Origin of the sequence: Bradyrhizobium zhengyangense, assembly GCF_022012555.1 — a bacterium.
GTDB classification, from domain to species: Bacteria; Pseudomonadota; Alphaproteobacteria; order Rhizobiales; family Xanthobacteraceae; genus Bradyrhizobium; species Bradyrhizobium zhengyangense.
The window spans coordinates 593,353-616,594 of sequence record NZ_JAKLTZ010000004.1 but is presented as its reverse complement, the minus strand read 5'-3'; the positions used below and the strand labels follow the sequence as shown (position 1 = coordinate 616,594).

The 23,242-nt window shown below is 62.6% G+C and carries 17 protein-coding genes; 11 read left to right on the top strand and 6 right to left on the bottom strand.

Annotation, left to right across the window (positions count from 1 at the left end; translation table 11 throughout):
• Positions 1 to 162 precede the first annotated feature (162 nt).
• Together metH and metF are read right to left on the bottom strand one after the other, a co-directional pair.
• Positions 163 to 4,014, bottom strand: a complete 3,852-nt coding sequence (metH, locus tag L6639_RS18460) for a methionine synthase (RefSeq protein ID WP_237863134.1) — start codon at positions 4,012 to 4,014, stop codon at positions 163 to 165.
• Between the two features lie 6 nt (positions 4,015 to 4,020).
• On the bottom strand, positions 4,021 to 4,941 hold the full coding sequence (metF, locus tag L6639_RS18455; RefSeq protein WP_237863133.1) for a methylenetetrahydrofolate reductase [NAD(P)H]: 921 nt from the start codon (positions 4,939 to 4,941) through the stop codon (positions 4,021 to 4,023).
• A 393-nt stretch (positions 4,942 to 5,334) separates the two neighbouring features.
• Here metF and L6639_RS18450 point away from each other — a divergent pair, with 393 nt between their 5' ends.
• Positions 5,335 to 6,351: an LLM class flavin-dependent oxidoreductase gene (locus L6639_RS18450; protein WP_237863132.1), complete on the top strand. Its 1,017-nt coding sequence runs from the start codon at positions 5,335 to 5,337 to the stop codon at positions 6,349 to 6,351.
• A 155-nt stretch (positions 6,352 to 6,506) separates the two neighbouring features.
• Here the strand turns inward: L6639_RS18450 and L6639_RS18445 are convergent, their stop codons facing one another.
• Both L6639_RS18445 and L6639_RS18440 read right to left on the bottom strand, forming a co-directional pair.
• Entirely contained in the window at positions 6,507 to 7,364 is an 858-nt protein-coding gene (locus L6639_RS18445; RefSeq protein WP_237863131.1) for a prephenate dehydratase, read from the bottom strand.
• A gap of 21 nt (positions 7,365 to 7,385) precedes the next feature.
• Positions 7,386 to 8,126, bottom strand: coding sequence for a 3-deoxy-manno-octulosonate cytidylyltransferase (locus tag L6639_RS18440; RefSeq protein ID WP_237863130.1), 741 nt, complete (start codon positions 8,124 to 8,126; stop codon positions 7,386 to 7,388).
• A gap of 233 nt (positions 8,127 to 8,359) precedes the next feature.
• Here L6639_RS18440 and L6639_RS18435 point away from each other — a divergent pair, with 233 nt between their 5' ends.
• The 6 genes from L6639_RS18435 (at position 8,360) to L6639_RS18410 (ending at position 16,842) form a co-directional block, all read left to right on the top strand.
• Positions 8,360 to 8,914: a c-type cytochrome gene (locus tag L6639_RS18435; protein WP_237863129.1), complete on the top strand. Its 555-nt coding sequence runs from the start codon at positions 8,360 to 8,362 to the stop codon at positions 8,912 to 8,914.
• A gap of 211 nt (positions 8,915 to 9,125) precedes the next feature.
• Positions 9,126 to 11,021: an extracellular solute-binding protein gene (locus tag L6639_RS18430; protein ID WP_237863128.1), complete on the top strand. Its 1,896-nt coding sequence runs from the start codon at positions 9,126 to 9,128 to the stop codon at positions 11,019 to 11,021.
• Positions 11,022 to 11,035: 14 nt separating this feature from the next.
• The gene (locus L6639_RS18425; protein ID WP_237863127.1) at positions 11,036 to 12,907 is read left to right on the top strand and encodes an extracellular solute-binding protein; all 1,872 of its coding nucleotides are present in this window, start codon (positions 11,036 to 11,038) and stop codon (positions 12,905 to 12,907) included.
• Between the two features lie 2 nt (positions 12,908 to 12,909).
• Positions 12,910 to 14,019 (top strand): microcin C ABC transporter permease YejB, encoded by a 1,110-nt coding sequence (locus L6639_RS18420; protein WP_237863126.1) that lies wholly within the window; start codon positions 12,910 to 12,912, stop codon positions 14,017 to 14,019.
• Positions 14,019 to 15,197 (top strand): ABC transporter permease, encoded by a 1,179-nt coding sequence (locus L6639_RS18415; protein ID WP_237863125.1) that lies wholly within the window; start codon positions 14,019 to 14,021, stop codon positions 15,195 to 15,197. Before L6639_RS18420 ends, L6639_RS18415 begins: the two co-directional genes overlap by 1 nt.
• Positions 15,198 to 15,204: 7 nt before the next feature.
• On the top strand, positions 15,205 to 16,842 hold the full coding sequence (locus L6639_RS18410; protein WP_237863124.1) for an ABC transporter ATP-binding protein: 1,638 nt from the start codon (positions 15,205 to 15,207) through the stop codon (positions 16,840 to 16,842).
• A gap of 10 nt (positions 16,843 to 16,852) precedes the next feature.
• On the opposite strand, the gene L6639_RS18405 is transcribed toward L6639_RS18410, so the two are convergent.
• Entirely contained in the window at positions 16,853 to 17,377 is a 525-nt protein-coding gene (locus L6639_RS18405; protein ID WP_237863123.1) for a hypothetical protein, read from the bottom strand.
• A gap of 61 nt (positions 17,378 to 17,438) precedes the next feature.
• Positions 17,439 to 18,209: an alpha/beta fold hydrolase gene (locus L6639_RS18400; protein ID WP_237863122.1), complete on the bottom strand. Its 771-nt coding sequence runs from the start codon at positions 18,207 to 18,209 to the stop codon at positions 17,439 to 17,441.
• 215 nt (positions 18,210 to 18,424) lie between these two features.
• On the opposite strand from L6639_RS18400, the gene L6639_RS18395 reads away from it, so the two are divergent.
• The 4 genes from L6639_RS18395 to L6639_RS18375 all read left to right on the top strand — a co-directional run bounded on the left by L6639_RS18395 (position 18,425) and on the right by L6639_RS18375 (position 23,224).
• Complete coding sequence (locus L6639_RS18395; RefSeq protein ID WP_237863353.1) at positions 18,425 to 19,387, top strand: AraC family transcriptional regulator; 963 nt, start codon at positions 18,425 to 18,427, stop codon at positions 19,385 to 19,387.
• A 76-nt stretch (positions 19,388 to 19,463) separates the two neighbouring features.
• Complete coding sequence (locus tag L6639_RS18390) at positions 19,464 to 21,083, top strand: MASE4 domain-containing protein (RefSeq protein ID WP_237863121.1); 1,620 nt, start codon at positions 19,464 to 19,466, stop codon at positions 21,081 to 21,083.
• A gap of 1,639 nt (positions 21,084 to 22,722) precedes the next feature.
• Positions 22,723 to 22,965, top strand: coding sequence for a DUF6894 family protein (locus tag L6639_RS18380; protein WP_237863119.1), 243 nt, complete (start codon positions 22,723 to 22,725; stop codon positions 22,963 to 22,965).
• 79 nt (positions 22,966 to 23,044) lie between these two features.
• A complete protein-coding gene (locus L6639_RS18375) occupies positions 23,045 to 23,224 on the top strand; it encodes a hypothetical protein (protein WP_237863118.1) in 180 nt (59 codons plus the stop codon).
• Positions 23,225 to 23,242: the final 18 nt, after the last annotated feature.

Genomic DNA, 23,242 nt, shown 5'->3' with positions numbered 1-23,242 from the left:
CCCCGGAATGACGATATCAGGCGAGACACCCGATTTTGCACTTATACAGGTGTTTTGCCCGACGGAGCAAGCATTTTTCGGTAATATCGAAAAAACACCGGGCGCTGCAACCCCATCCCTACTGTGCATGGGGTTGTTTTCGCCTCTTGCGTTCGGGAGCGCTTATCCCGCCCCCGCGCGCTTCTTCTGCCAGACCAGATGCACCGCACAGGCGCAGCCGGGCGGATGCGAGGCGAGGTCGTTCGACGTCTCGTCGTTCGCGGGGGTCGCCTTGAACGCCTTGTCGGCTCCCTGCTGCGACGGGATGTAGTTCAGCACCGGCGCGAGCCAGCGCTCGGTCTCCGCCACGCTCATGCCCTTGCGCGCGGCGTAGTCCTCGACCTGGTCGCGCTCGATCTTGCCGACGCCGAAATAATAGCTCTCGGGGCTGGCGAAGTAGAGCCCTGACACCGATGAGCCCGGCCACATCGCAAAGCTTTCGGTCAGCTTCACGCCGGCGGTCGCTTCCGCATCGAGCAGCTCGAACAGCGTGGCCTTCTCGGTGTGATCGGGCTGCGCGGGATAGCCGGGCGCGGGGCGGATGCCCTGATACTTTTCGAGGATCAGATCCTCGCTGGAGAGCGCCTCGTCGGGCGCATAGGCCCAGAACTCGCGGCGCACGCGGGCATGCATGGCTTCCGCGAAGGCTTCGGCCAGGCGATCGGCCAGCGCCTTGCACAGGATCGAGGAGTAGTCGTCGTTGGCCATCTTGAAGCGGTCGGCGACGGCATCCTCGCCGATGCCGGCGGTGACGACGAAGCCGCCGACATAGTCGGGCACGCCTGCGGGTGCGACGAAGTCTGAGAGCGCGGCGTTGAAACGGCCCTCGCGCTTCTCGAGCTGCTGGCGCAGCGTGTGCAGCGTCGCGATGCTCTTGGTCCTGGTATCGTCGGCATAGAGCACGATGTCATCGCCCTGCGCGTTCGCCGGCCAGAAGCCGACGGTGGCGCGGGCGCGGAACCATTTTTCCTTCACGATGGTGTCGAGCATCTTGCGCGCATCGTCATAGAGCGAGCGCGCGACCTCGCCGACCTTGTCGTCCTTGAGGATGGCAGGAAAGCGGCCGGCGAGCTCCCAGGTCTGGAAGAACGGCGTCCAGTCGATATAGGGCACGAGCTCGGCGAGATCGTAGTCGTCAAAACTCTTGATGCCGAGGAAGGTCGGCTTCACCGGCTTGCTCTTGGCAAAATCGACCGGCACGCGGTTCTTGCGGGCGTCAGCCAGCTTCAGGCGCTTCTTGTCGGCTTGCGCGCGCAGATGCGCCTCCGAGATCTTGGCGTATTCGGCGCGCACCTCGGCAGCATACGCCTCGCGCTTCTCAGGCGAGAGCAGCGAGGAGGCGACGCCGACGGCGCGGCTGGCGTCGTTGACGTGAACGACGGGACCGGCGCGATAGCTCGGGTCGATCTTCACGGCCGTGTGGACGCGGCTGGTCGTCGCGCCGCCGATCAAGAGCGGCAGCTTGAGGCCTTCGCGCTGCAGTTCGCCGGCGAAGAACGCCATCTCGTCGAGCGAGGGCGTGATCAGGCCCGAGAGACCGACGATGTCGGCCTTCTCCGCCTTCACGGTCTCGACGATCTTGGCGGCCGGCACCATCACGCCGAGGTCGATGACCTCGTAATTGTTGCACTGGAGCACGATGCCGACGATGTTCTTGCCGATGTCGTGGACGTCGCCCTTCACGGTCGCAAGCACGATCTTGCCGGCGGAGCTCGAGCCTTCGGTGCCAACGCCATTGGCGAGGTTGCGCGCCTTCTCCTCCTCCATGAACGGCATCAGCCAGGCCACCGCCTGCTTCATGACGCGCGCCGACTTCACCACCTGCGGCAGGAACATCTTGCCGTCGCCGAAGAGGTCGCCGACCACGTTCATGCCGGCCATCAGCGGCCCCTCGATCACGTCGAGCGGGCGCGAGGACTTCTTGCGGGCTTCCTCGGTGTCCTGCTCGATGAACTCGGTGATCCCGTGCACCAGCGAATGCGACAGCCGCTTCTCCACCGGCCATTCGCGCCAGGCGAGATCAGCTTCCTTGGCTTCGGTCTTCTTGCCGCGGAATTTCTCAGCGAGTGCCAGCAGGCGCTCGGAGGCTCCGGGGTCGCGGTTGAGGACGACGTCCTCGCAGGTCTGGCGCAGCTCGGGATCGATGTCGTCATAGACGATCATCTGCCCGGCATTGACGATGCCCATGTCCATGCCGGCCTTGATGGCGTGATACAGGAACACCGAGTGCATGGCCTCGCGCACCGGTTCGTTGCCGCGGAACGAGAACGACAGGTTCGACACGCCGCCGGAGATGTGCGCGCCCGGCAGGTTCTGGCGGATCCAGCGCGTCGCCTCGATGAAGTCGACGCCGTAATTGTTGTGCTCCTCGATACCGGTCGCAATCGCGAAGATATTCGGATCGAAGATGATGTCCTCGGGCGGGAAGCCGACGCGGTTGACCAGGATGTCGTAGGCGCGCTTGCAGATCTCGGTCTTGCGCGCGAACGTGTCGGCCTGGCCGACCTCGTCGAACGCCATCACGACCACGGCTGCGCCGTGGCGCCGCGCGATCTTGGCCTCGTGGATGAACTTGTCCTCGCCTTCCTTCATCGAGATCGAATTGACGACCGGCTTGCCCTGCACGCATTTCAGGCCGGCTTCGATCACCGAGAACTTTGACGAGTCGACCATGACAGGAACACGGGCGATGTCCGGCTCGGCGGCGACGAGGTTGAGGAAGGTCACCATCGCGGCTTCCGAATCCAGAAGCCCCTCATCCATGTTGACGTCGATGATCTGCGCGCCGTTCTCGACCTGGTCGCGTGCGACTTGAAGAGCGGCGGTGTAGTCGCCGTTCGTGATCAGCTTGCGGAAGCGGGCGGAACCCGTGACGTTGGTACGCTCGCCGACGTTCACGAACGGAATCGCATCCGTCAGCACAAAGGGCTCGAGGCCGGAGAGTCGCAGCTTCGGTGCGATCTCAGGCACGATGCGCGGCTTGTGCGGGGCGACAGCGGCGGCGATCGCCGCGATATGATCAGGCGTGGTGCCGCAGCAGCCGCCGACGATGTTGACGAGGCCGTCGCGGGCGAACTCGCCGACGAGACGGGCCATGTACTCCGGCGTCTCGTCATACTGGCCGAATTCGTTGGGCAGGCCGGCGTTCGGATAGGCGCAGACCAGCGTGTCCGCGACGCGACCGATATCGGCGATATGCGCGCGCAAATCCTCCGCGCCGAGCGCGCAGTTGAAACCGATGGTGACGGGCTTGGCGTGCTGCACCGAATTCCAGAACGCCTCCGGCATCTGGCCCGAGAGCAGGCGGCCGGACTTGTCGGTGATGGTGCCAGACACCATCACCGGCATGTCGATGCCGAGCTCTTCGGTGATCTCGGCGATCGCATAGAGCGCTGCCTTGGCGTTCAGCGTATCGAAGATGGTCTCGACCAGCAGCAGGTCGACGCCGCCATCGATCAGGCCGCGGATCTGCTCGCCATAGGATTTGCGCAGATCATCGAAGGTGACGGCGCGGTAGCCGGGATTGGCCACATCAGGCGAGATCGAGGCGGTGCGGTTGGTCGGACCAATCGCACCCGCAACGAAGCGCGGCTTGCCGTCTTCGGCGGCGACGCGCCGGGCGGCATTGCCGGCGAGGCGGGCGCCGTCGCGCGCCATCTCGTAGACGATGTCGGTGAGATCGTAGTCGGCCTGCGCGATCGAGGTGGTCGAGAAGGTATTGGTCGCGACGATGTCGGCGCCGGCACGCAAATAGGCCGCGTGGATGTCCTCGATTGCCTGCGGCTGGGTCAGGATCAACAGGTCATTGTTGCCGCGCAAATCGCGATGAAAGTTCTTGAAGCGCTCGCCGCGGAAGGCCGCCTCGTCGAACTGCAGGTTCTGGATCATCGTGCCCATGGCGCCGTCGAGCACGAGGATGCGCTCGCGCGCAGCGTGGATCAGGGCGGTTCGCTTGGGCGAGGGGGATACGGTCATGGTGTCTTAAGCCGCCTTCTGCGCGCTCTTGGCGCGGATGCCGAGCAAATGGCTGATCGCGAACACGAGATCGGCGCGGTTCATGGTGTAGAAATGGAAGGTATCGACGCCGTGCTTTGCCAGTTTCTGCACCTGGCCGGCCGCAACGGTCGCGGCGACCAGCTTGCGGGTTTCGGCGTCGTTATCGAGGCCTTCGAATTTCGCGGCGAACCAATCCGGCACGGTGGTGCCGGCCCGGGTGACGAAATTGCGCGCCTGCTTGAAATTGTGCATGGGCATGATGCCCGGCACGATCGGGATGTTGATGCCGCGCGCGCGGACGCGGTCGAGATAACGGAAGTAGAGGTCGTTATCGAAGAACACCTGGGTGATCGCGCGCGTCGCGCCGGCGTCGACCTTGGCCTTCAGCGTATCGATATCGGCGTCGAAGTCGCGCGCCTCAGGGTGCTTCTCGGGATAGGCCGAGACGGACACCTCGATATCCGCGTGCCGCTTCTTGATTCCGGCGACGAGGTCGGCAGAACTCTGGTAGCCGTCCGGATGGCTGGAGTAGGGCGTGCCGATGCCGCCGGCGGGATCGCCGCGCAAGGCCACGATGTGGCGGACACCGACCTCATGGTAGCGATCGACGATCTCGTCGATCTCGCCGCGCGAGGCGCCCACGCAGGTCAGGTGCGCGGCCGGCAGCAGTGCGGTCTCCTTGAGAATCCGGGAAATGGTCGAATGGGTGCGCTCGCGGGTCGAGCCGCCGGCGCCATAGGTCACCGAGACGAATTTCGGGTCGAGCGGGGCGAGGCGATTGATGGTCTCCCAGAGATTCCGCTCCATATCTTCCGTCTTGGGCGGAAAGAACTCGAACGAGATCGCAGGCCGCCTCAGGTGCCCGTCGCGGCCGTCGGTCTGGGTAGGCGTCGTCGTCTCGGTCATGGCACCACTCGCTCCAGGGGCTCACCAAAGGTCCGGCGGCCGGCGGTCTATCTTGGGAGGGCCTAAGATAGGGCAAAGGTGAATTACCTGACAGCCCATCGGAGATGGGAAGTGGCCCACTTTGCGTTAAAAATCCATCAATATTGCGGTGCGGAGGTCTCGGGTGGGAAAAGGTTTATAGCGAAACATTCTGAAATAATATCAATAATATAAAACGATTTTTCTGCCAACGAGATGCGTCTTTGCGCTGTGGGCAAGGTGAATCCTGCATCGCGAGTGACTGGATCGTCCCACCCTACGTGTTGCAGGGCACCCGGCCTCTCCGCCCGCACACGCCAGACCTGCGCTGTCGACCCATTGCCGCCGCGCCGCCCTCCACTACGTTAACCGGCCATGATCCCGCTCTCCGTCCTCGACCTCTCCGTCGTCACCACAGGCACCAAACCCGCCGCGGCGTTGTGCAACAGCATCGATTTGGCGCGCCATGTCGACGGGCTTGGCTATGTCCGCTACTGGCTCGCCGAGCACCACAACCTCGCCTCGGTGGCGAGCCCGGCGCCCGACGTGATGATCGGGCAGATCGCGGCGGTGACGAAGCATATCCGCGTCGGCTCCGGCGGTGTCATGCTGCCCAACCACGCGCCGCTGGTGGTAGCCGAGCGCTTCAAGATGCTTGAGGCGTTGTTTCCGGGCCGCATTGACCTTGGCCTTGGCCGTGCACCCGGCACCGACGGCGCCACGGCCTATGCGCTGCGCAGCCGGCTCGACCGTCGCGAGGGCGACGATTTTCTGGAGCGGCTGCACGAATTGATTTTGTGGGAGACCCGCGAATTCCCCGCAGGCCATCCCTATCACAACGTCGTCGCGATGCCCGATGACAGCCCGCTGCCGCCGATCTGGCTGCTGGGCTCCAGCGACTATTCCTCGGAGCTAGCAGCGCAAGTCGGCATGGGCTTCGCCTTTGCACATCACTTTGCGTCCCACGATGCGATCGATGCGATGGTGCATTATCGCAACCGATTCCAGCCGTCGGCCTGGCGCGCGACCCCGCATGCGATCCTCGCGGTCGCGGTCATCACGGCGGATACGGACGAGGAGGCCGAAAAGCTCGCCGCGTCATTCGATCTCAACCGTCTGCGCCGCGACCGCGGTCAATATCTGCCGCTGCCGAGCGTCGAGGAGGCGCTGGCCTATCCCTATACGGATTCCGAGCGCGTCTCGATTGCGCGCAACCGCTCGCGCCTGTTCGTCGGCAATCCGGCGACCGTGCAAAAGAAGCTGCAGCCGCTGATGGAGGCGAGCAGGCCGGACGAACTGATGGTGATCACCGCCGTCTACGACCACGAAGCGCGCAAGAAATCGTATTCGCTGCTGGCGGAGGCGTTTGGGCTGAAGAAGCAGGGAGCTTAGGTCGTCGTCCCGGACAAGCGCGCGCAGATCCGGACCCATACGCCGCAGCAATCGTTTTACGAAGAGTCGGAGTTGCCAGCCCGCCCGACAACCACTCCCTGTGGCTATGGGCCGCGGCTCCCGTGCGCAATTGCGCACCAGGCCGGGGCGACCAACTAATCCTGCGTCTCGCTGAACGTCGCCCGGAACGGATGTCCCGGATACACGCCGACGATGCGGAATTCGCGCGAGAAGAATTTCAACTCCTCGAGCGCAAACGCCAGGCCCTTGTCTTCGGGGTGGCCGTCGACGTCAGCGTAAAACTGCGTGGCGAAGAAATTGCCGTCGACCATGTAGCTCTCGAGCTTGGTCATGTTGACGCCGTTGGTGGCAAAACCGCCGAGTGCCTTGTAAAGAGCGGCCGGCAAGTTACGCACCCGGAAAACAAAAGTCGTGACCAGCGCTCCCGAGCCTTGCGCCGCCCATTTCGGCTCGCGCGCCAGCACCACGAAGCGCGTGGTGTTGTGAGCCTCGTCCTCGATGTCCTCGGCGAGGATGTCGAGGCCGTAGATCTGCGCCGCGAGGCGCGAGGCGATCGCAGCGACGGTCTTGTCCTTGCGCTCGGAGATGTCGCGGGCGCTGCCGGCGGTATCGGCGTGCACGATCCCCTTGATACCGAGCTTGCGGATGATGCGGCGGCACTGGCCGAGCGCATGCACATGGCTCTCGACCGACTTGATGTCGGAAATCTTGGTGCCCTTGATCGCCATCAGCTGATGGCGAACCGGCAAAAACCATTCGCCGATGATGAAGAGGCCGGAGGCCGGCAAGAGATGATGGATGTCGGCGACGCGCCCCGCCACCGAATTCTCGATCGGGATCATGCCGAGGTCGGCCTCTCCCGAGGAGATCGCCGACAGCGCGTCCTCGAAGGTGGCACAGGGCATCGGCTCGGCGTCGGGATAGGCCTCGACGATGGCGATGTGGGAATTGGCGCCAGGTTCGCCCTGGAATGCGATCTTCATCTTGCTCATGACGGGCCTTGTAGCAGCGGCTCAGGATTTGGAAAGGATGCCGCGGGCGGTCTCGAGATCCGCAGGCGTGTCGACACCCCGGGGGACGGTATCGACGATAGTGAAGTCAATCCGCATTCCGGCCTCCAGGGCTCGGAGCTGCTCGAGCTTTTCCTGCAATTCCAGCGGGGAGGGCGGCAGCGAAACGTAGCGCTCCAGCGCCGCGCGGCGATAGGCGTAGAGGCCGATATGATGGTAGCGCGGTCCGTCGCCGGTCGGCGCGGTCGCGCGGGTGAAATAAAGTGCGCGCATGCGCCTGCCGCCGAGCGAGGTTCCAATCGCCTTCACGACGCTTGGGGCGAGGTCCTCTTCCTCGGTGTGGATCTGCGAGGCCAGCGTGGCGATGTCCACGGCAGGGTCTTCCAGCGGCGGCAGCACTTCACGAATGTTGTCGACCGTAATCGTCGGGAAATCCCCCTGCAGATTGACCACGATCTCGGCTTGGCCGCCAGGATCGAGCTTCTGCATGGCCTCGTGGATGCGGTCGGAGCCGGAGGGGTGCGCGGGGCTGGTCATCACCGCCTCGCCGCCATGGGCGGTCACGACGGACGCGATCTCGTCCGTGTCGGTTGCCACTGCAACCCGGCCGATACCGGCGGCCACGGCGCGCCGCATCACATGCACGATCATTGGCAGGCCGGCGATATCGGCGAGCGGCTTGCCGGGCAGGCGGGTGGCGGCCATGCGGGCCGGGATCAGCACCAGGATGCGGGGATCGATCATCGGTTCAAAGGCTTGGGTTCAAGAGCTTGGAAACGGGACGTTTTCCGCACCGAGAAATGGGGTGGGGACGGGCGGGAAGCCGGGTCGCTTATACGGGTTGCCAGACCACGGGCAAACCGATATCTGAATGGCAAAACTCGGGGAAACAATAAGGAACGTTTGATTCTCCCGAGGCTCGTCCTGGCGGCCGCCCGGCCGCTAATTCCTTCTTGCGGTGTGGGGCCTAGCCGGAAATGGACTCTTTCGAACTCAATAAGATTCTCGGTGCTGTGCTCGGCACCTGTCTCATTCTGCTGGTGACGAGCTTCACCGCCCAGGCGCTGTTCTCGCCCAAGATGCCGGAAAAGCCGGGCTTCGAGATCGCCGTGAAGGAAGAAGCTGGTGACAAGGGTGGCGCCGCCGCGGCCGCAGCCCCGTCCGAGCCGATCGAAAAGCTGCTCCAGACCGCCTCCGTCGAGAAGGGTGCTGCTGCCGCCAAGAAATGCGGCGCCTGCCACACCTTCGAGAAGGGGGGGCCGAACCGCGTCGGTCCGAACCTCTTTGGCATCGTTGACGATCACCGTGGCGAAGGCCGCAACGGCTTCAACTTCTCGGCCGCGATGAAGGCCAAGGGCGGCACCTGGACCATCGACGAGCTGAACAAGTTCATCGCCAACCCGAAGGGTGACATCCCCGGCACCGCGATGGGTTTTGCCGGTATCCCGAAGGACTCGGAGCGCGCCGACGTCATCGCCTATCTGAACAGCCTCTCCGACAGCCCGAAGCCGCTCCCGACCGCGGCGAAATAAGGCTCTTCGGTTTCAATTTGGAATGTGCGGCCAGGCCCCAAAGCCTGGCCGTTTCCATATCCGGGGCTCGCGGCGTTGTTATCGGGGCGTTTGGCCGCATCTGACGGGCCGTCCGGCCTTCCAAGATGAGGAAAAAGCAACATATTCCGTCGAAACCTCGCCTATATTGAGCACTTAAAGGGGTAACCTCCTTCAAGACTGGGATGTTGATTTGGCCATTACCCGACGCGATCTCCTGCTCACCGGCGCGGCCGTTGCCGCGCTTCCCGTCCTCGGCTCTGCGGCGGGTGTTCCCGTCGTCGGCACGGCAGAGGCGCAATCGGCCGGTGAACTCCCTTGGCGCCATGCGTTGTCGCTGTTCGGCGACATCAAATATCCCGCCGGCTTCAAGCGCTTCGACTATGTCAATCCGGACGCGCCCAAGGGCGGAGTCGCGCGGCTGATCTCGCTCGGGACTTTCGACAATTTCAACCTCGCGGTTGCCGGCATCAAGGGCTCGCTCGCGCCGGCCGCGGCGCTGATCTACGAAACCCTGATGACGCGCGCCCAGGACGAGGTCGCCACCGAATATGGCGAGCTCGCCGAATCCGCGCAGCATCCGGACGATTTCTCCTGGGTGACCTATCGCTTGCGGAAAGAGGCGCGCTGGCACGATGGCAAGCCGGTGACGCCGGAGGACGTGATCTTCTCGCTCGAGACGTTCAAGAAGCAGTCGCCGATGTACGCGTCCTACTACCGTCATGTGGTGAAGGCCGAGAAAGTCGGTGAAGGTGACGTCAAGTTCACCTTCGACGCGCCGGGCAACCGCGAATTGCCGACCATCGTGGGCGAGCTGACGGTGCTGCCGAAGCATTGGTGGGAAGGCACCGATGCGCAGGGGCGCAAGCGCGATGTCAGCGCGACCACGCTGGAGCCGCCGCTCGGCTCCGGCCCGTACAAGATCAAGGAATTCGTGGCCGGACGCTCGGTCAAGCTCGAACGCGTGAAGGATTATTGGGGCGCCAACGTCCCGAGCCAGATCGGTACCAACAATTTCGACGAGCTGCGTTTCGAGTTCTTCCGCGATAACCTCGTCGCGCTGGAAGCCTTCAAGGCCGATCAGGCCGACTGGATTGCCGAAAACTCGGCCAAGCAGTGGGCCAAGGCCTACGATTTCCCCGCCGTGGCCGAGAAGCGCGTGCTCAAGGAAGAATTCCCGATCAACGATTCCGGCCGCATGCAGGCCTTCGCCTTCAACATCCGCCGCGACCAGTTCAAGGACGCGCGGCTGCGCCGTGCCTTCAACTACGCCTTCGACTTCGAGGAGATGAACAAGCAGCTGTTCTACGGCCAGTACAAGCGCATCAACAGCTATTTCGAGGGGACCGACCTTGCGTCCTCCGGCCTGCCGCAGGGGCAGGAACTGGAGATCCTTCAAGCCGTGAAGGACAAGGTGCCGCCGGAGGTCTTCACCACGGCCTACCAGAATCCGGTCGGCGGCAACCCGGAAGCCGTGCGCGCCAATCTGCGCGAGGCAGCAAGGCTGCTCAAGGAAGCCGGCTTCGAGGTGAAGGACCACAAGCTGGTCGACAGCGCTGGAAAGCCGCTTTCGGTCGAGATCCTGGTGCAGGATCCGTCGTCGGAGCGCATCGCGCTGTTCTACAAGCCCTCGTTGGAGCGGATCGGCGTCAGCACCTCGATCCGCGTCGTCGACGATGCGCAATACCAGAACCGGCTGCGTAGCTTCGACTTCGATATGATCATCGATCAATGGGGCGAGTCGCTTTCGCCCGGCAACGAGCAGCGCGAGTTCTGGGGCTCACAGGCCGCCGACATGCCGGGTGCGCGCAACACCATCGGCATCAAGAATCCCGCGATCGATGCGTTGATCGAGAAGGTGATCTACGCCAAGGACCGTGCCCAGCTTGTCGCAGCGACCCACGCACTCGATCGCGTGCTGCTGTGGAATTTCTACCTGGTGCCGCAATTCACCTACGGCTTCACGCGCTACGCCCGCTGGGACCGCTTCAGCCATGCCGAGCCGCTGCCGAAATACGGCCGGTCCGGCCTGCCGACGCTGTGGTGGTATGACGCTGACAAGGCGGCGCGTATCGGAAAACGCTCTTGAGGAAACAATTGCGCATGGCGCAGCTTTCACGCCGGCATGTGCTGGTCCTCGGTGTCGGCGGCGCGCTCAGCGCTGCCGCACTCCGTGGCGCAGCGGCGTCCGAGGGGCCGGCCGAAGCCCACGGCATTTCGGCCTTCGGCGATCTCAAATATCCCGCCGACTTTCACCATTTCGGCTACGTCAATCCTGACGCGCCGAAGGGCGGTGCGTTTTCGCTGATCCCGTCGGTCCGGGCCTACAACCAGTCCTATTTCACGTTTTCTTCGCTCAACGCCTACATCATGAAGGGCGAGGGCGCGCAGGGCATGGACATGACTTTCGCGGCGCTGATGGCGCGCGCCAATGACGAGCCCGACGCGATGTATGGGCTGGCGGCGAAATCGGTGCGTATCTCGCCGGACAAGCTGGCCTACACCTTCACGATCAGGCCCGAGGCGCGTTTCCACGACGGCTCGAAGCTCACGGCGCATGACGTTGCCTTCTCGTTCAATGCGCTGAAGGACAAGGGGCATCCGCTGATCGTCGTACAGCTCCGCGATTTCGTGAAGGCCGAGGCGCTCGATGACGCTACGGTGGTCGTCACCTTTGCGCCGAACCGCGCCCGCGACGTGCCACTCTATGTCGCGAGCCTGCCGATCTTCTCGAAGGCGTACTATGCCACGCGCGCCTTCGATGAATCGACGCTCGACACGCCGCTGGGCTCCGGCCCCTACAAGGTCGGCAGGTTCGAGGTGAACCGCTACATCGAATACGACCGCGTCAAGGACTGGTGGGGCGCCGACCTGCCGGTCTGCCGCGGCAGCTACAATTTCGACACGGTGCGCTACGAATTCTACCGCGACCGCGACGTCGCCTTCGAGGGCTTCACCGGCAAGAACTACCTGTTCCGCGAGGAGCTCACCTCGCGCATCTGGGCCACGCGCTACGATTTCCCCGCGGTGAAGGACGGTCGCGTCAAGCAGGAGCAACTGCCGGACGAGACCCCGTCGGGCGCGCAGGGCTGGTTCATCAATCTGCGCCGCGACAAGTTCAGGGATCCGCGCGTGCGCGAGGCGCTGATCTGCGCCTTCGACTTCGAGTGGACCAACAAGTCGATCATGTACGGCGCCTATGCGCGCACGCAATCGCCGTTTCAGAACTCCGACATGATGGTATCGGGCCCGCCTTCGCCGGAAGAGCTCGCGCTGCTGGAGCCCTTCCGTGGCAAAGTGCCCGACGAAGTGTTCGGCCAGCCTTTCGTGCCGCCGGTGTCGGATGGGTCGGGACAGGACCGGGCCCTGCTGCGCAGGGCAGGCGAGTTGCTGAACGCGGCGGGCTACATCATCAAGGACCGCAAGCGGGTGCTGCCCAATGGCGAGCCCTTCACGATCGAGTTCCTGAACGACGAGCAGTCGATCCAGCCGCATCACGGGCCGTATTTGAAGAACCTCGCCACGCTCGGCATCGACGCTACGTTCCGCCTGGTGGATGCCGTGCAGTACCGCGCGCGGCTCGAGGATTTCGATTTCGACATGACGATCGAGCGCTTCTCGATGTCGGCGACGCCAGGCGATGCCATGCGGGCGTTCTTCTCCTCGCAGGCTGCCAAGACCAAAGGGTCGTACAATCTCGCCGGGATCTCCGATCCTGTCATCGACGCCCTCATCGACAAGATTATCGCGGCCCAGACCAGAGCGGAACTGACCACGGCGTGCCGGGCGTTCGACCGTGTGTTCCGCGCCGGGCGCTATTGGGTGCCGCAATGGTATGCGAATTTCCATCGCGTCGCCTATTGGGATCAGTTCAGCCATCCCGACAAGCCGCCGAAATATGCGCAAGGCGTCGGCGCGCCTGAGAACTGGTGGTACGATGCCGCCAAGGCCGCCAAGCTCGAGCAGGCGAAATAATCATGACCACCTATATCGCCCGCCGCATTCTGCTGATGATTCCGACGCTGCTCGGCATCCTCTTCATCTCCTTCGTGGTCGTGCAATTTGCGCCGGGCGGTCCGGTCGAGCGCGTGATCGCGCAGCTCTCGGGTGCCGACACCGGCGGGACCTCGCGCATCTCCGGCGGCGGCGATTTCGCGCAACGTGCGCCCGGTCAGGTGGGTGCGGGCGGCGACGCCATCAATTCGAAATATCGCGGCGCGCAGGGGCTGGACCCCGATTTCATCAAGAATCTCGAGAAGCAGTTCGGCTTCGACAAGCCGGCGCCGGAACGCTTCGCGCTGATGGTCTGGAATTTCGCCCGCTTCGACTTCGGCAGGAGCTATTTCCGCGATGTCAGCGTGATCCAACTCATCAAGGAGAAGCTGCCGGTCTCGATCTCGCTCGGTCTTTGGCTCACGCTGCTGACCTACATGATCTCGATTCCTCTCGGCATCCGCAAGGCCGTCAAGGACGGCTCGCGCTTCGATGTCTGGACATCGGGCGTGATCGTGCTCGGCTATGCGATCCCGGGATTCCTGTTTGCGATTCTCCTGATCATCCTGTTTGCCGGCGGCTCGTTCTTCAACTGGTTCCCCCTGCGCGGATTGACCTCCGACGGCTGGTCGAGCTTTCCGTGGTACTGGAAGATCATCGATTATTTCTGGCACCTGACGCTGCCGCTGATCGCGATGGCGCTCGGTGCCTTCGCGACCATGACGCTTCTCACCAAGAACTCCTTCCTGGACGAGATTCGCAAGCAATATGTCATGACGGCGCGGGCCAAGGGCTGCAGCGAGCGCCAGGTGCTCTATGGTCACATCTTCCGCAATGCCATGCTGATCGTCATCGCGGGCTTCCCCGGCGCGTTCATCAGCGCATTCTTCTCGGGAGCGCTGTTGATCGAGACCATCTTCTCGCTCGATGGGCTCGGTCTGCTCTCGTTCGAGAGCGTGCTCAACCGCGACTATCCGGTCGTGTTCGGGACGCTCTACATATTTTCGCTCATGGGGCTCGTGATCGGTCTGATCTCCGACTTGACCTACATGTGGATCGATCCACGGATCGATTTCGAGGCGCGGGAGGTCTGATGACGCTGACAGCCCCCACTCCGATCGAAACCACCGCAAAGTCGCCGCTCGGCGACGCCGTGCCGATCACGCGCAAGCCGTTCGTGCCGTCGCCGCTCAACAAGCGGCGCTGGCAGAACTTCAAGGCTAATCGCCGCGGTTACTGGTCGTTCTGGATCTTCATAGCCCTGTTCGTCGTCTCGCTGTTCGCCGAGCTTATCGCCAACGACCGGCCGTTCCTGATCAAGTTCGACGGCCATCTCTACTGGCCGGCCTTCGTGACCTATTCGGAAACGACATTCGGCGGCGATTTCGAGACCGCCGCCGATTATCGCGACCCGTATCTGCAGAAGCTCATCAAGGACAAGGGCGGCACCATCCTCTGGCCGCTGGTCCGCTATTCCTACGACACCCACAATCTTGATTTGCCGACGCCGGCGCCGTCGCCGCCGACATGGTTGCTGACGGAAGCGCAATGCAAGCCGGTGGTGGAGAAGAAGGGGCTGAAGAGCTGCCGCGACCTCGAATACAACTGGCTCGGTACCGACGATCAGGGCCGCGACGTCGTCGCCCGGCTGATTTACGGCTTCCGCATCTCCGTGCTGTTCGGCCTCGCACTCACGATCTGCTCGTCGGTCATCGGCATCATCGCCGGTGGCGTGCAGGGCTATTTTGGCGGGTGGACCGATCTCCTGTTCCAGCGTTTCATCGAGATCTGGAACTCGATCCCCTATCTCTATCTGCTGCTGATCATATCGGCCGTGCTTCCGCCAGGCTTCTTCATCCTGCTCGGCATCATGGTGCTGTTTCACTGGGTGTCGCTGGTGGGCCTCGTGCGCGCGGAATTCCTGCGCGGCCGCAATTTCGAGTACATCCAGGCGGCGCGGGCGCTCGGGGTCTCCAATGTCATGATCATGTTCCGTCACCTGTTGCCGAATGCGATGGTGGCGACCATGACCTTCCTGCCGTTCATCGTCTCGTCCTCGGTGATGACGCTGACCGCGCTCGATTTTCTCGGCTTCGGCTTGCCGCCCGGCTCGCCTTCGCTGGGTGAATTGCTGTCGCAGGCCAAGGCCAATGTGCAGGCGCCGTGGCTCGGCTTTGCCGGCTTCTTCTCGGTCGCGATCATGCTCTCGCTCCTGCTTTTCACGGGCGAAGCCGTGCGCGACGCCTTCGATCCGCGCAAGACGTTCAAGTGAGGGCGTGATGGACGCGATCAACCAGCCCCTGCTTGCCGTCCGTGACCTCTCGGTGGCTTTCCACCAGGGCGGCAACACGACGCTTGCGGTCGACAAGGTCTCGTTCCAGATCAAGCGCGGCGAATGCGTCGCGCTGGTCGGCGAATCCGGCTCCGGCAAGTCGGTCAGCGCGCTGTCGATCCTGAAGCTGCTGCCCTATCCGAGTGCCTCGCATCCCTCGGGCAGCATCCGCTTCAAGGGGCAGGAGCTGATCGACCGGAGCGAGCAGCAGATGCGGGAAATCCGCGGCAGCGACATCTCCATCATCTTCCAGGAGCCAATGACCTCGCTCAATCCGCTGCACACGATCGAGGCGCAGATCGGCGAGATCATCCAGCTGCACAATCCGACCAGCAATGCCCAGGCGCGCAAGCGGACGCTGGAGCTGCTGACGCAAGTCGGCATTCCCGAACCGGAGACGCGGCTGAAGAGCTATCCGCACCAGCTCTCCGGCGGACAGCGCCAGCGCGTGATGATTGCGATGGCGCTCGCCAACGAGCCGGATCTCTTGATCGCGGACGAACCGACCACGGCGCTCGACGTCACCGTGCAGGCACAGATCCTGGCGCTGCTCGCCGAGATCAGGTCAAGGCTCGGCATGAGCCTGCTCTTCATCACCCACGACCTCGGCATCGTGCGCCGCATCGCCGACACCGTCTGCGTCATGAAGGGTGGCGTGATCGTCGAGCAGGGGCCGGTCGAGCAGGTCTTCAAGACCCCGAAACATCCCTATACGCGCGATCTGCTCGCGGCCGAGCCGAAACCGGATCCGGCGCCGCCGCAGCCGAATGCGCCTGTCGTGATGGCGGCCGACGATCTGAAGGTCTGGTTTCCGATCAAGCGCGGTCTGATGCGCAAGACGGTCGGCCACATCAAGGCGGTCGACGGCGTCAGCGTCGCCGTGCGCAAAGGCGAGACGCTCGGCGTCGTCGGCGAGTCCGGCTCGGGCAAGACCACGCTGGGCCTCGCGCTGCTGCGGTTGATCTCGTCGAACGGTCGCATCGTCTTCTTAGGAAAGGACATCCAGGGCCTGCGCTTCAAGGAGATGCGCCCCATCAGGCGCGATATGCAGATCGTGTTCCAGGATCCGTTCGGCTCCCTCTCACCGCGCATGTCGGTTGCCGACATCATCGCGGAAGGCCTTTCCGTGCATCAGCCGAACCTGTCGCGCGAGGAGCGCGAGGCGCGCGTCGTCAAGGCGCTCGAGGATGTCGGGCTGAAGCCGGAGATCCGTGACCGCTATCCGCATGAATTCTCCGGCGGCCAGCGCCAGCGCATCTCGATCGCGCGCGCGGTCGTGCTGGAGCCCGACTTCGTCGTGCTGGACGAGCCGACCAGCGCGCTCGACATGCTGTTCCAGGCGCAGATGGTCGATCTCTTGCGCGAGCTCCAGCGCAAGCGCGATCTCACCTACATGTTCATCTCGCACGATTTGCGCGTCGTCGCCTCGCTTGCGAGCCATCTCATCGTGATGCGTGGCGGCAAGGTGGTGGAGGAAGGCCAGGCCGCGGAGCTGTTCAAGAACCCGAAGACGGATTACACGCGCGCGCTGTTCGCGGCAGCGTTCCGGCTGGAGACGGCGGGCAACGGCTCGGTCGCGACGTAGCTTTTCCTGGTCATTTCGCCGCGGGTACCGCTGGTACCGGCAAGATGATTTCGGACGCGATCTTCCAGTCTTTCCCGGCGCGAAGCCAATTGATGATCATGAGAAAGGGCCTCGCCGTTCCGTCCTGTCCCGCATAGGAGACGGTGATGTTCATCGGCACATAGGACTCGGCGACGTCGCGCGTCAGACCGACAACCCTGAGCTTTGAATAATCCGGCTCGATCACGACCGGACCCGAGCTGCCGATATCATGCAGTTTTTGATCGATCGCTTCGTTGCCCCAATAGCCGGCCCAGTTTCCTTCAGAAGGAATCGCGCTCTTGGCCACCAACAGGGTCGAAGGCGATTGCCAGAACATCCCATGCAAAGCCGTGAAATCGTGTTTGTTCGCCAGCTCCATCAGCCTGCCGAACTTCAATTTGATCGCGCCGAGGGTCGCCGCATCCAGCGGCGCGTTCCCGACGGCCGGAGCAGCTGCGACAGCTCCGGTGAAAAAAGCCGAGGCAGCGAGGGTGACAACCAATGTCTTATACATGCAGGAATGTCCCTTCCAGAGCCTGCGCGCTCCCGGCGCGAACACGCCGGGAGCGGCACCGTCACTTCGCGAGCGCGGCCTTTTCGATGACCTCGGCGACTTGCTTCGCATGAACGACGAGCGAGGCATGGCTGCCGGCGACTTCCGTCGTCTGAGCCTTGATCCTGGCAGCGAACGACTTCTGGGCCTCGGGCGCGAGGACCTTGTCCTTCGTGCTGATGACGTAGAAATTCGGCTTGTCGTGCCAGGCCGCAATGTCGACGGGGGCCTCGAACGCAACATGATTCAACGGAAGCTGAGTGTTGGCCAGGTGCGCCGCGATCTCAGGAGGAAGGTCAGCGGCGACGGCTGACGGAAACACCTTGGGGTCGATGTACAGATTGCCCTTCGCGTCGGGATGAATCGCATTGCCGCCTTCGGTCGGCGGACCGGCCTTGGCCAGCGATGCCAGGGATTCGCCGACGTCGGGCGCGAAGGCGGAAACATAGACCAGCGCCGAGACCTTGGGATCGTTGCCGGCTTGCGTGATCACCACGCCGCCCCAGGAGTGGCCGACCAGAACGGTCTTGCCGTCCTGCTTTGCGAGGGCCTGTTTGGTGGCGTCGACGTCGGCCGCGAGCGACGTCAGCGGATTTTCCACGAGCGTGACGTTGTAGCCTTTCTTCGAGAGAATATCGGCAACGGGCTGCCAGCTCGTCTGGTCCACGAATGCGCCGTGCACGAGCACGATGTTGTGGGCTGCGCCCTTGGGCGGCTCGGCGGAATAGGCGGAGCCGGCCAGCGCCGATCCGGCCAGAAGTATAGCGGCGGCTGAGAATAGAATGTTTCGCATTGATGGTTCCTGTGGGCATGTCGGACGAGCACGGTCCGGGGGAATGGGCAGGCGTTTCCATGGAGGTCGCGGTTCTTCCATCTGCCGTTGGCGAAATGGTTGCCGCACGTGACGGCGGCCCGCCGCAGCATCACCTAGTCCGCAGGCCTTTCGGACGATAGGGATCAATCGTCCGGATGTTGTGTCCGATCGTCCACGAGACTAACCTCGACGGCATGGACATCCTCGCCCAAGTGCTCGATCGCGTTCGCCTCGGTGGCACGCTGCTGTTTCACTTCGAGCTTGGCCATCCCTGGAATCTGGAGCTGCCGGCGCGTCCCTACGCGCTGTTTCACTATCTCAGCCGGGGCTCGGCGACGCTCGCGCTTGCGGACGGACAGGAAATCCAGATGACCGAGGGCGATTTCGTCGTGATCACGCGCGGCGATCCCCATGTGTTCTATTCGGATCGCCGCGCCAAGCCTTTGCGGATCATGGACATCGATCGAGCGTCGTCGCGGTTTGGTGTCATCAGTCACGGGGGCCGCGCAAAGCCGCTCTCGACCATGATTTGCGGCAATTTCACCGTGTCGCGGCCGATGTTTGGCAGCGTGCTCGAGTTGCTTCCGCCCGTCCTCCTGCTGAAGCCGGCAGCGGACGGTGGTTGGCTCGAAGCCATCCTGCGCCGCATGATCAGCGAGTCTGCCCTCGAACGTCCTGGGCAAGTTGTCGCGCTGTCGCGACTGACGGAAGTGCTCTTTGTCGAGGTGCTGCGAAGCTGGATCTCGTCTCTCAGTCCCGGACAAGGCGGCTGGCTCGGGGCCATCTCTGACCCGCATATCGGACCGGCGCTCAAGCTGATTCACGAAAATCCGGAGCGGCCCTGGACCCTGAACGACCTTGGCCGTCGCGTCGGGCTCGGCCGCTCGGCATTTTCGGCGCGCTTCACCAGGCTCGTCGGCCAGTCCATGCAACGTTATGTGATCGAACGCCGGATGTCGGAAGCGGCGTTCCTGCTCGAAACCAGCGATGAGTCCATCGCACGCATTGCGAGCCGGGTCGGCTATGAGACGGCGGCGGCGTTCTCTAGACTGTTTCACCGGCATCACGGAGCGTCGCCAGGCCGCTACCGGGCCTCTCGACGCACCGACGCAGGCCATGCGCAGTTGGACGGCTCGGAATTGCAGATATCCGATTGACCTTGAACAAGCGGCGTCGCCGGGTCTGCAAGTGGCCCGTTTGCGACATGCCAGTATTGGTAACAGGGAGCCCACAATGCTGAAGGCAAACACCGGCCAGTTTGGGTTCAGTGCGGACCACGATCCTCCGATGGTGGTTGCCTTGATGCCGTCCACACAGCGACACCGAACCGTGGCTGCTGGTGTCGTGGTCGTCATGCTTGCCGTTTCAGCTCTCGTCGCTCCTTTCGAGAATCGACAAATCGGTAGAATCGACAGCTTTCTTCCGGTAGTTCAGACGGTCACCAGCGCAGCTGACCTGCTGACGGCGACCCTCCTGTTCGCTCAATATTCGGTGCAGCCTCACCGGGCGTTGCTCGTCGTCGCGGGCGGATACATCTTCGCCGGCTCGTTTGCCTTTCTGCAAACTTTGAGCTTTCCGGGCAGTTACGCCCCGAACGGGCTCATCGGTGACGTCTACAACACGCCAGCGTGGTTCTTCGTACTTTGGTACACCACTTTTCCGCTGAGCATCCTTGCCTATGCGCTGCTCAAGGACAAAGGAGGAGGCTCGAGGCTCTCGACGAGGGCAAGCATCGCAACCACGCTGATCTCGGTGTTTGCGGCAATAGCCTTTTTGTCGTGGTTGGCCATCGGCGAAACCAGGCACTTGCCGAGCTTTTTCACGACAGGTCTGATGCTGCAGACCCCGCTCAGCAATCAATTCAATATCGGCCTGTCGCTGTTGGGTTGTCTCGTGCTGCTGGTGCTGTTCGTCCGTCGGCGCACGGTGCTGGATCTGTGGCTGATGGTCACGTTGTTTGCGGCGCTTCCCAACTTTCTGGTGGCGGCTTACGCGGGCTCTTCGCGATTTTCCGTCGGCTGGTACACCGCGCGCGGATTTGCCCTGATCGCAAGTTGCATGCTGTTGTCCGTGCTGGTGACAGAGATGATCGTGCTCTACTCGCGGCTGGCCAGCGCCCTGGTCATGCAACGGCGCGAACGCTCCAATCGCTTCGTGAGCATCGATGCGGCGACTGCGGCAATCGCTCACGAAATCGGATCTCCGCTGGGGGCAATCACCCTGAACGCAAACACCGCTCAGCAGATACTTGTCGCGCAGCCTCGTCGGCTCGACGAGATCAATGCCATTCTAAGGAATATCGAAGAAGACAGCCTCAGGGTAAGCGAGACAATCACCAGCGTTCGTGGACTGTTCAAGGGGGCGGTTGATGAACCGGCCACGATCAGCCTCGAGGGCGTCGCGCGCCAGGTGTTACGGTTGTTGCAGCACGAAATGCAGTTCAACGAAATTCTCGTTGCGACCGATTTTCGGGTCGAAGTGTCTCTGGTGCGTGCCGATCCGATGCAGTTGCAGCAGGTAATTCTGAACTTGTTCAAGAACGCCATCGAGGCGATGGCTTCCGCCGGCCCCAACGGCCGCAGATTGAGTATTGCCACGCGGCTCGACGAACGAAACTCGTTTGTCCTGCTGTCTGTGCAGGACACTGGCCGCGGAGTGCCGCCGCAGGATCATGACCGCATCTTTGATGCGTTCTTTACAACCAAGCCAGCGGGCATGGGATTGGGACTGGCGATATGCCGAACGATCATCGAAAGGTACGGCGGCCGTTTGGTTCTTGCCAAATCGAGCCCTCAGGGTTCGACGTTCGAGATCGCGTTGCCTCTTGAAAGCGATAGGAGAGGCCGTGCGTAGGACCTCCTCGCCTCAGGGTCGGGCGGCGTGGGGATCAAATGGATCATTGTGCGAGCGGTATGCCTCGCACCGTTCGTCGGGACAGCGGTAGCCGTTTGCCTTGAACCCCTTGCCATTCTGATTGAGCGCAGGAGGCCTTGTATGGCAGGCGTTACAGGGTAGGCCGGTCTGCAGGGCGTATGGCGGCGTGGCCTGGCTTGAGGTCGTGGCGGCCCAGGCGAGGACGGCCGATACCCCAACCGTGAGGAGAACGATTTTCATAAACGCTCTTTCCTTCGCGCGAAAGACAGCAATCACCGGTACAACGCCAGGTTCGTCTTGGCTGTTCCCTGACCGTCGCCCTCTGGTGGACCATTGCCAATATCGCCGGTGGCCGTCGACATCTTGTTTGCGCGACTGTCGTGCAAACTCGGTTTTTGCGTAGGTGGGTTATCGGGAGGGGACGGCAATGCAATAGTTCAGGATAAAATCCGCTGATTTAGAATCCCTGATGCCGGGGCAGCAATCGTGAAACCGGAGATCTTCGTCCGCTTTCATGCAGCTGGGATAAACGCCAGTCACGAGACAAACCCTTCCGGTGCTGCACTTATGCGTGCCCGACGCAGAAAAGCGGGCCTCCTCGCCCAGAGCCGAGGTCGCTACCAGGACGATAGCTGCGGTCAACAAGAGAGGTCGCGTGCGGCGTTCGTATCTGTACTTCGCTCGCCAGATCGATAGCCTCATTGTCACCCCGCCGTTTGTATGTTGGTCAGCCTTAACACAATTAGACTGGGCGGGAATGTCTCCTCGGCGCCCAGATCATTCACCGGCCGTGCGCCAGGTCGCTCATGGCCGTGGCGGACCCGCCAAGCGCTTCTCAGGGAAGACCGCTTATGACCCATAGCACTTTGGAACTGAAGCCACCCCGCCTGCGTATTAAGATTTGCGAGAACTCAAACCCTGCGGTTAGGACCCGTAACGACGAGGTTGTGTCATGCAGCGGCGCCGCCGATTCAAGCAAACCCGATCCCTTGAAGAACGCCTCACCCAAGAAGCCGAACGCCTCCGTGAAGAAGCCAAATCCCTTCCCCCAGGTCCTCAACGTGAGTACGCCCTCCGCAAAGCCAGACATGCAGAAACCGGCGTGCACATGAGCGAGTGGCTCAGATCGCCGAGGCTTGAGCTGCCAGAGTAGCGCACCGAATCTGCTAGTAACCAGTCGAGAATAGGAACATTGTTCTGGCATCACCGACCTGGGTCCTGCCCGTAGGCGTCGGTGGCAGAGAGAGAGACGCGCGCTCCCGCCTTTATAGGAGTGAGCTTTGAGTGCGTCGCAAAATCCGTTGTCACCGCAAGAGCCGCCAAGCCAGTGTCCCGTCTGCTATGCCATTCCGTGCCATTATCTAACGGTTCCGGATACGGCTGAAGGTCGCGTAGCAAACGTCTATCGCTGCAAAGAGTGCCATAACCTGATCTGGCAGGGCTAAGGCCGCCTTCGTCGAATCTCGCTGCATCGACCATCAGCTGGAGGGCGGTGTCCGAATTCGATAGCAACGAATACTGCCGAAGCGTATTGTTCTCACATCATCGGCCTAGGCCCTGCCAGTAGGCGTCGGTGGCTGAGAGAGACGAGCGCTCCCGCCTGCATTGGGAGCGCGCCATGGCCGTGTATTATTTTGACCTCCGCGACGAAGACGCTCTTCTTCTAGACGAAGAAGGCCTGGAATTCTCAAATCTACGGGACGTGCAAGAAGAAGCCGCCAAGTCCTTGGCCGACATGGCTCGCGACGCTGTGCATGGCGCCCGCCATTTTTCGACGCGATACATGGCGATAGAAGTGAGGGATGAAGAGGGGCCGGTCATGCAGGTCCGGGTTAATTTCGAGGTCACCCGGTGGCAATAGGCGACCTCCTCAAGTGGAACTCCTTCCGTACTGGCGTGGGGGCGTGTTCGCCAACGGAGCGCCAACCTGGAGCATGCCAATGATGAGCGCCATTGAGTGTCGGGTGGCCGCCGAAGCCTACAAGGCCGAAGCTAGCGTCGCTGGGACCGCCACCAAGAAGGTCACCATACTCACCAATATCGTGCATACGCTCGGCGGCTTAGCGAGCCAGTTAGAAATGCTCGATAACTACGAGCGGGAGCATGAGCGAAAGCACTAAGGGCTCTCAGTTGGCGGC

Bases quoted from the DNA above. Each gene is read 5' to 3' on its own strand.
- metH (WP_237863134.1), bottom strand. From the start codon at position 4,014: ATGACCGTATCCCCCTCGCCCAAGCGAACCGCCCTGATCCACGCTGCG.
- metF (WP_237863133.1), bottom strand. From the start codon at position 4,941: ATGACCGAGACGACGACGCCTACCCAGACCGACGGCCGCGACGGGCAC.
- L6639_RS18450 (WP_237863132.1), top strand. From the start codon at position 5,335: ATGATCCCGCTCTCCGTCCTCGACCTCTCCGTCGTCACCACAGGCACC.
- L6639_RS18445 (WP_237863131.1), bottom strand. From the start codon at position 7,364: ATGAGCAAGATGAAGATCGCATTCCAGGGCGAACCTGGCGCCAATTCC.
- L6639_RS18440 (WP_237863130.1), bottom strand. From the start codon at position 8,126: ATGATCGATCCCCGCATCCTGGTGCTGATCCCGGCCCGCATGGCCGCC.
- L6639_RS18435 (WP_237863129.1), top strand. From the start codon at position 8,360: ATGGACTCTTTCGAACTCAATAAGATTCTCGGTGCTGTGCTCGGCACC.
- L6639_RS18425 (WP_237863127.1), top strand. From the start codon at position 11,036: ATGGCGCAGCTTTCACGCCGGCATGTGCTGGTCCTCGGTGTCGGCGGC.
- L6639_RS18420 (WP_237863126.1), top strand. From the start codon at position 12,910: ATGACCACCTATATCGCCCGCCGCATTCTGCTGATGATTCCGACGCTG.
- L6639_RS18415 (WP_237863125.1), top strand. From the start codon at position 14,019: ATGACGCTGACAGCCCCCACTCCGATCGAAACCACCGCAAAGTCGCCG.
- L6639_RS18410 (WP_237863124.1), top strand. From the start codon at position 15,205: ATGGACGCGATCAACCAGCCCCTGCTTGCCGTCCGTGACCTCTCGGTG.
- L6639_RS18405 (WP_237863123.1), bottom strand. From the start codon at position 17,377: ATGTATAAGACATTGGTTGTCACCCTCGCTGCCTCGGCTTTTTTCACC.
- L6639_RS18400 (WP_237863122.1), bottom strand. From the start codon at position 18,209: ATGCGAAACATTCTATTCTCAGCCGCCGCTATACTTCTGGCCGGATCG.
- L6639_RS18395 (WP_237863353.1), top strand. From the start codon at position 18,425: ATGGACATCCTCGCCCAAGTGCTCGATCGCGTTCGCCTCGGTGGCACG.
- L6639_RS18390 (WP_237863121.1), top strand. From the start codon at position 19,464: ATGCTGAAGGCAAACACCGGCCAGTTTGGGTTCAGTGCGGACCACGAT.
- L6639_RS18380 (WP_237863119.1), top strand. From the start codon at position 22,723: ATGGCCGTGTATTATTTTGACCTCCGCGACGAAGACGCTCTTCTTCTA.
- L6639_RS18375 (WP_237863118.1), top strand. From the start codon at position 23,045: ATGATGAGCGCCATTGAGTGTCGGGTGGCCGCCGAAGCCTACAAGGCC.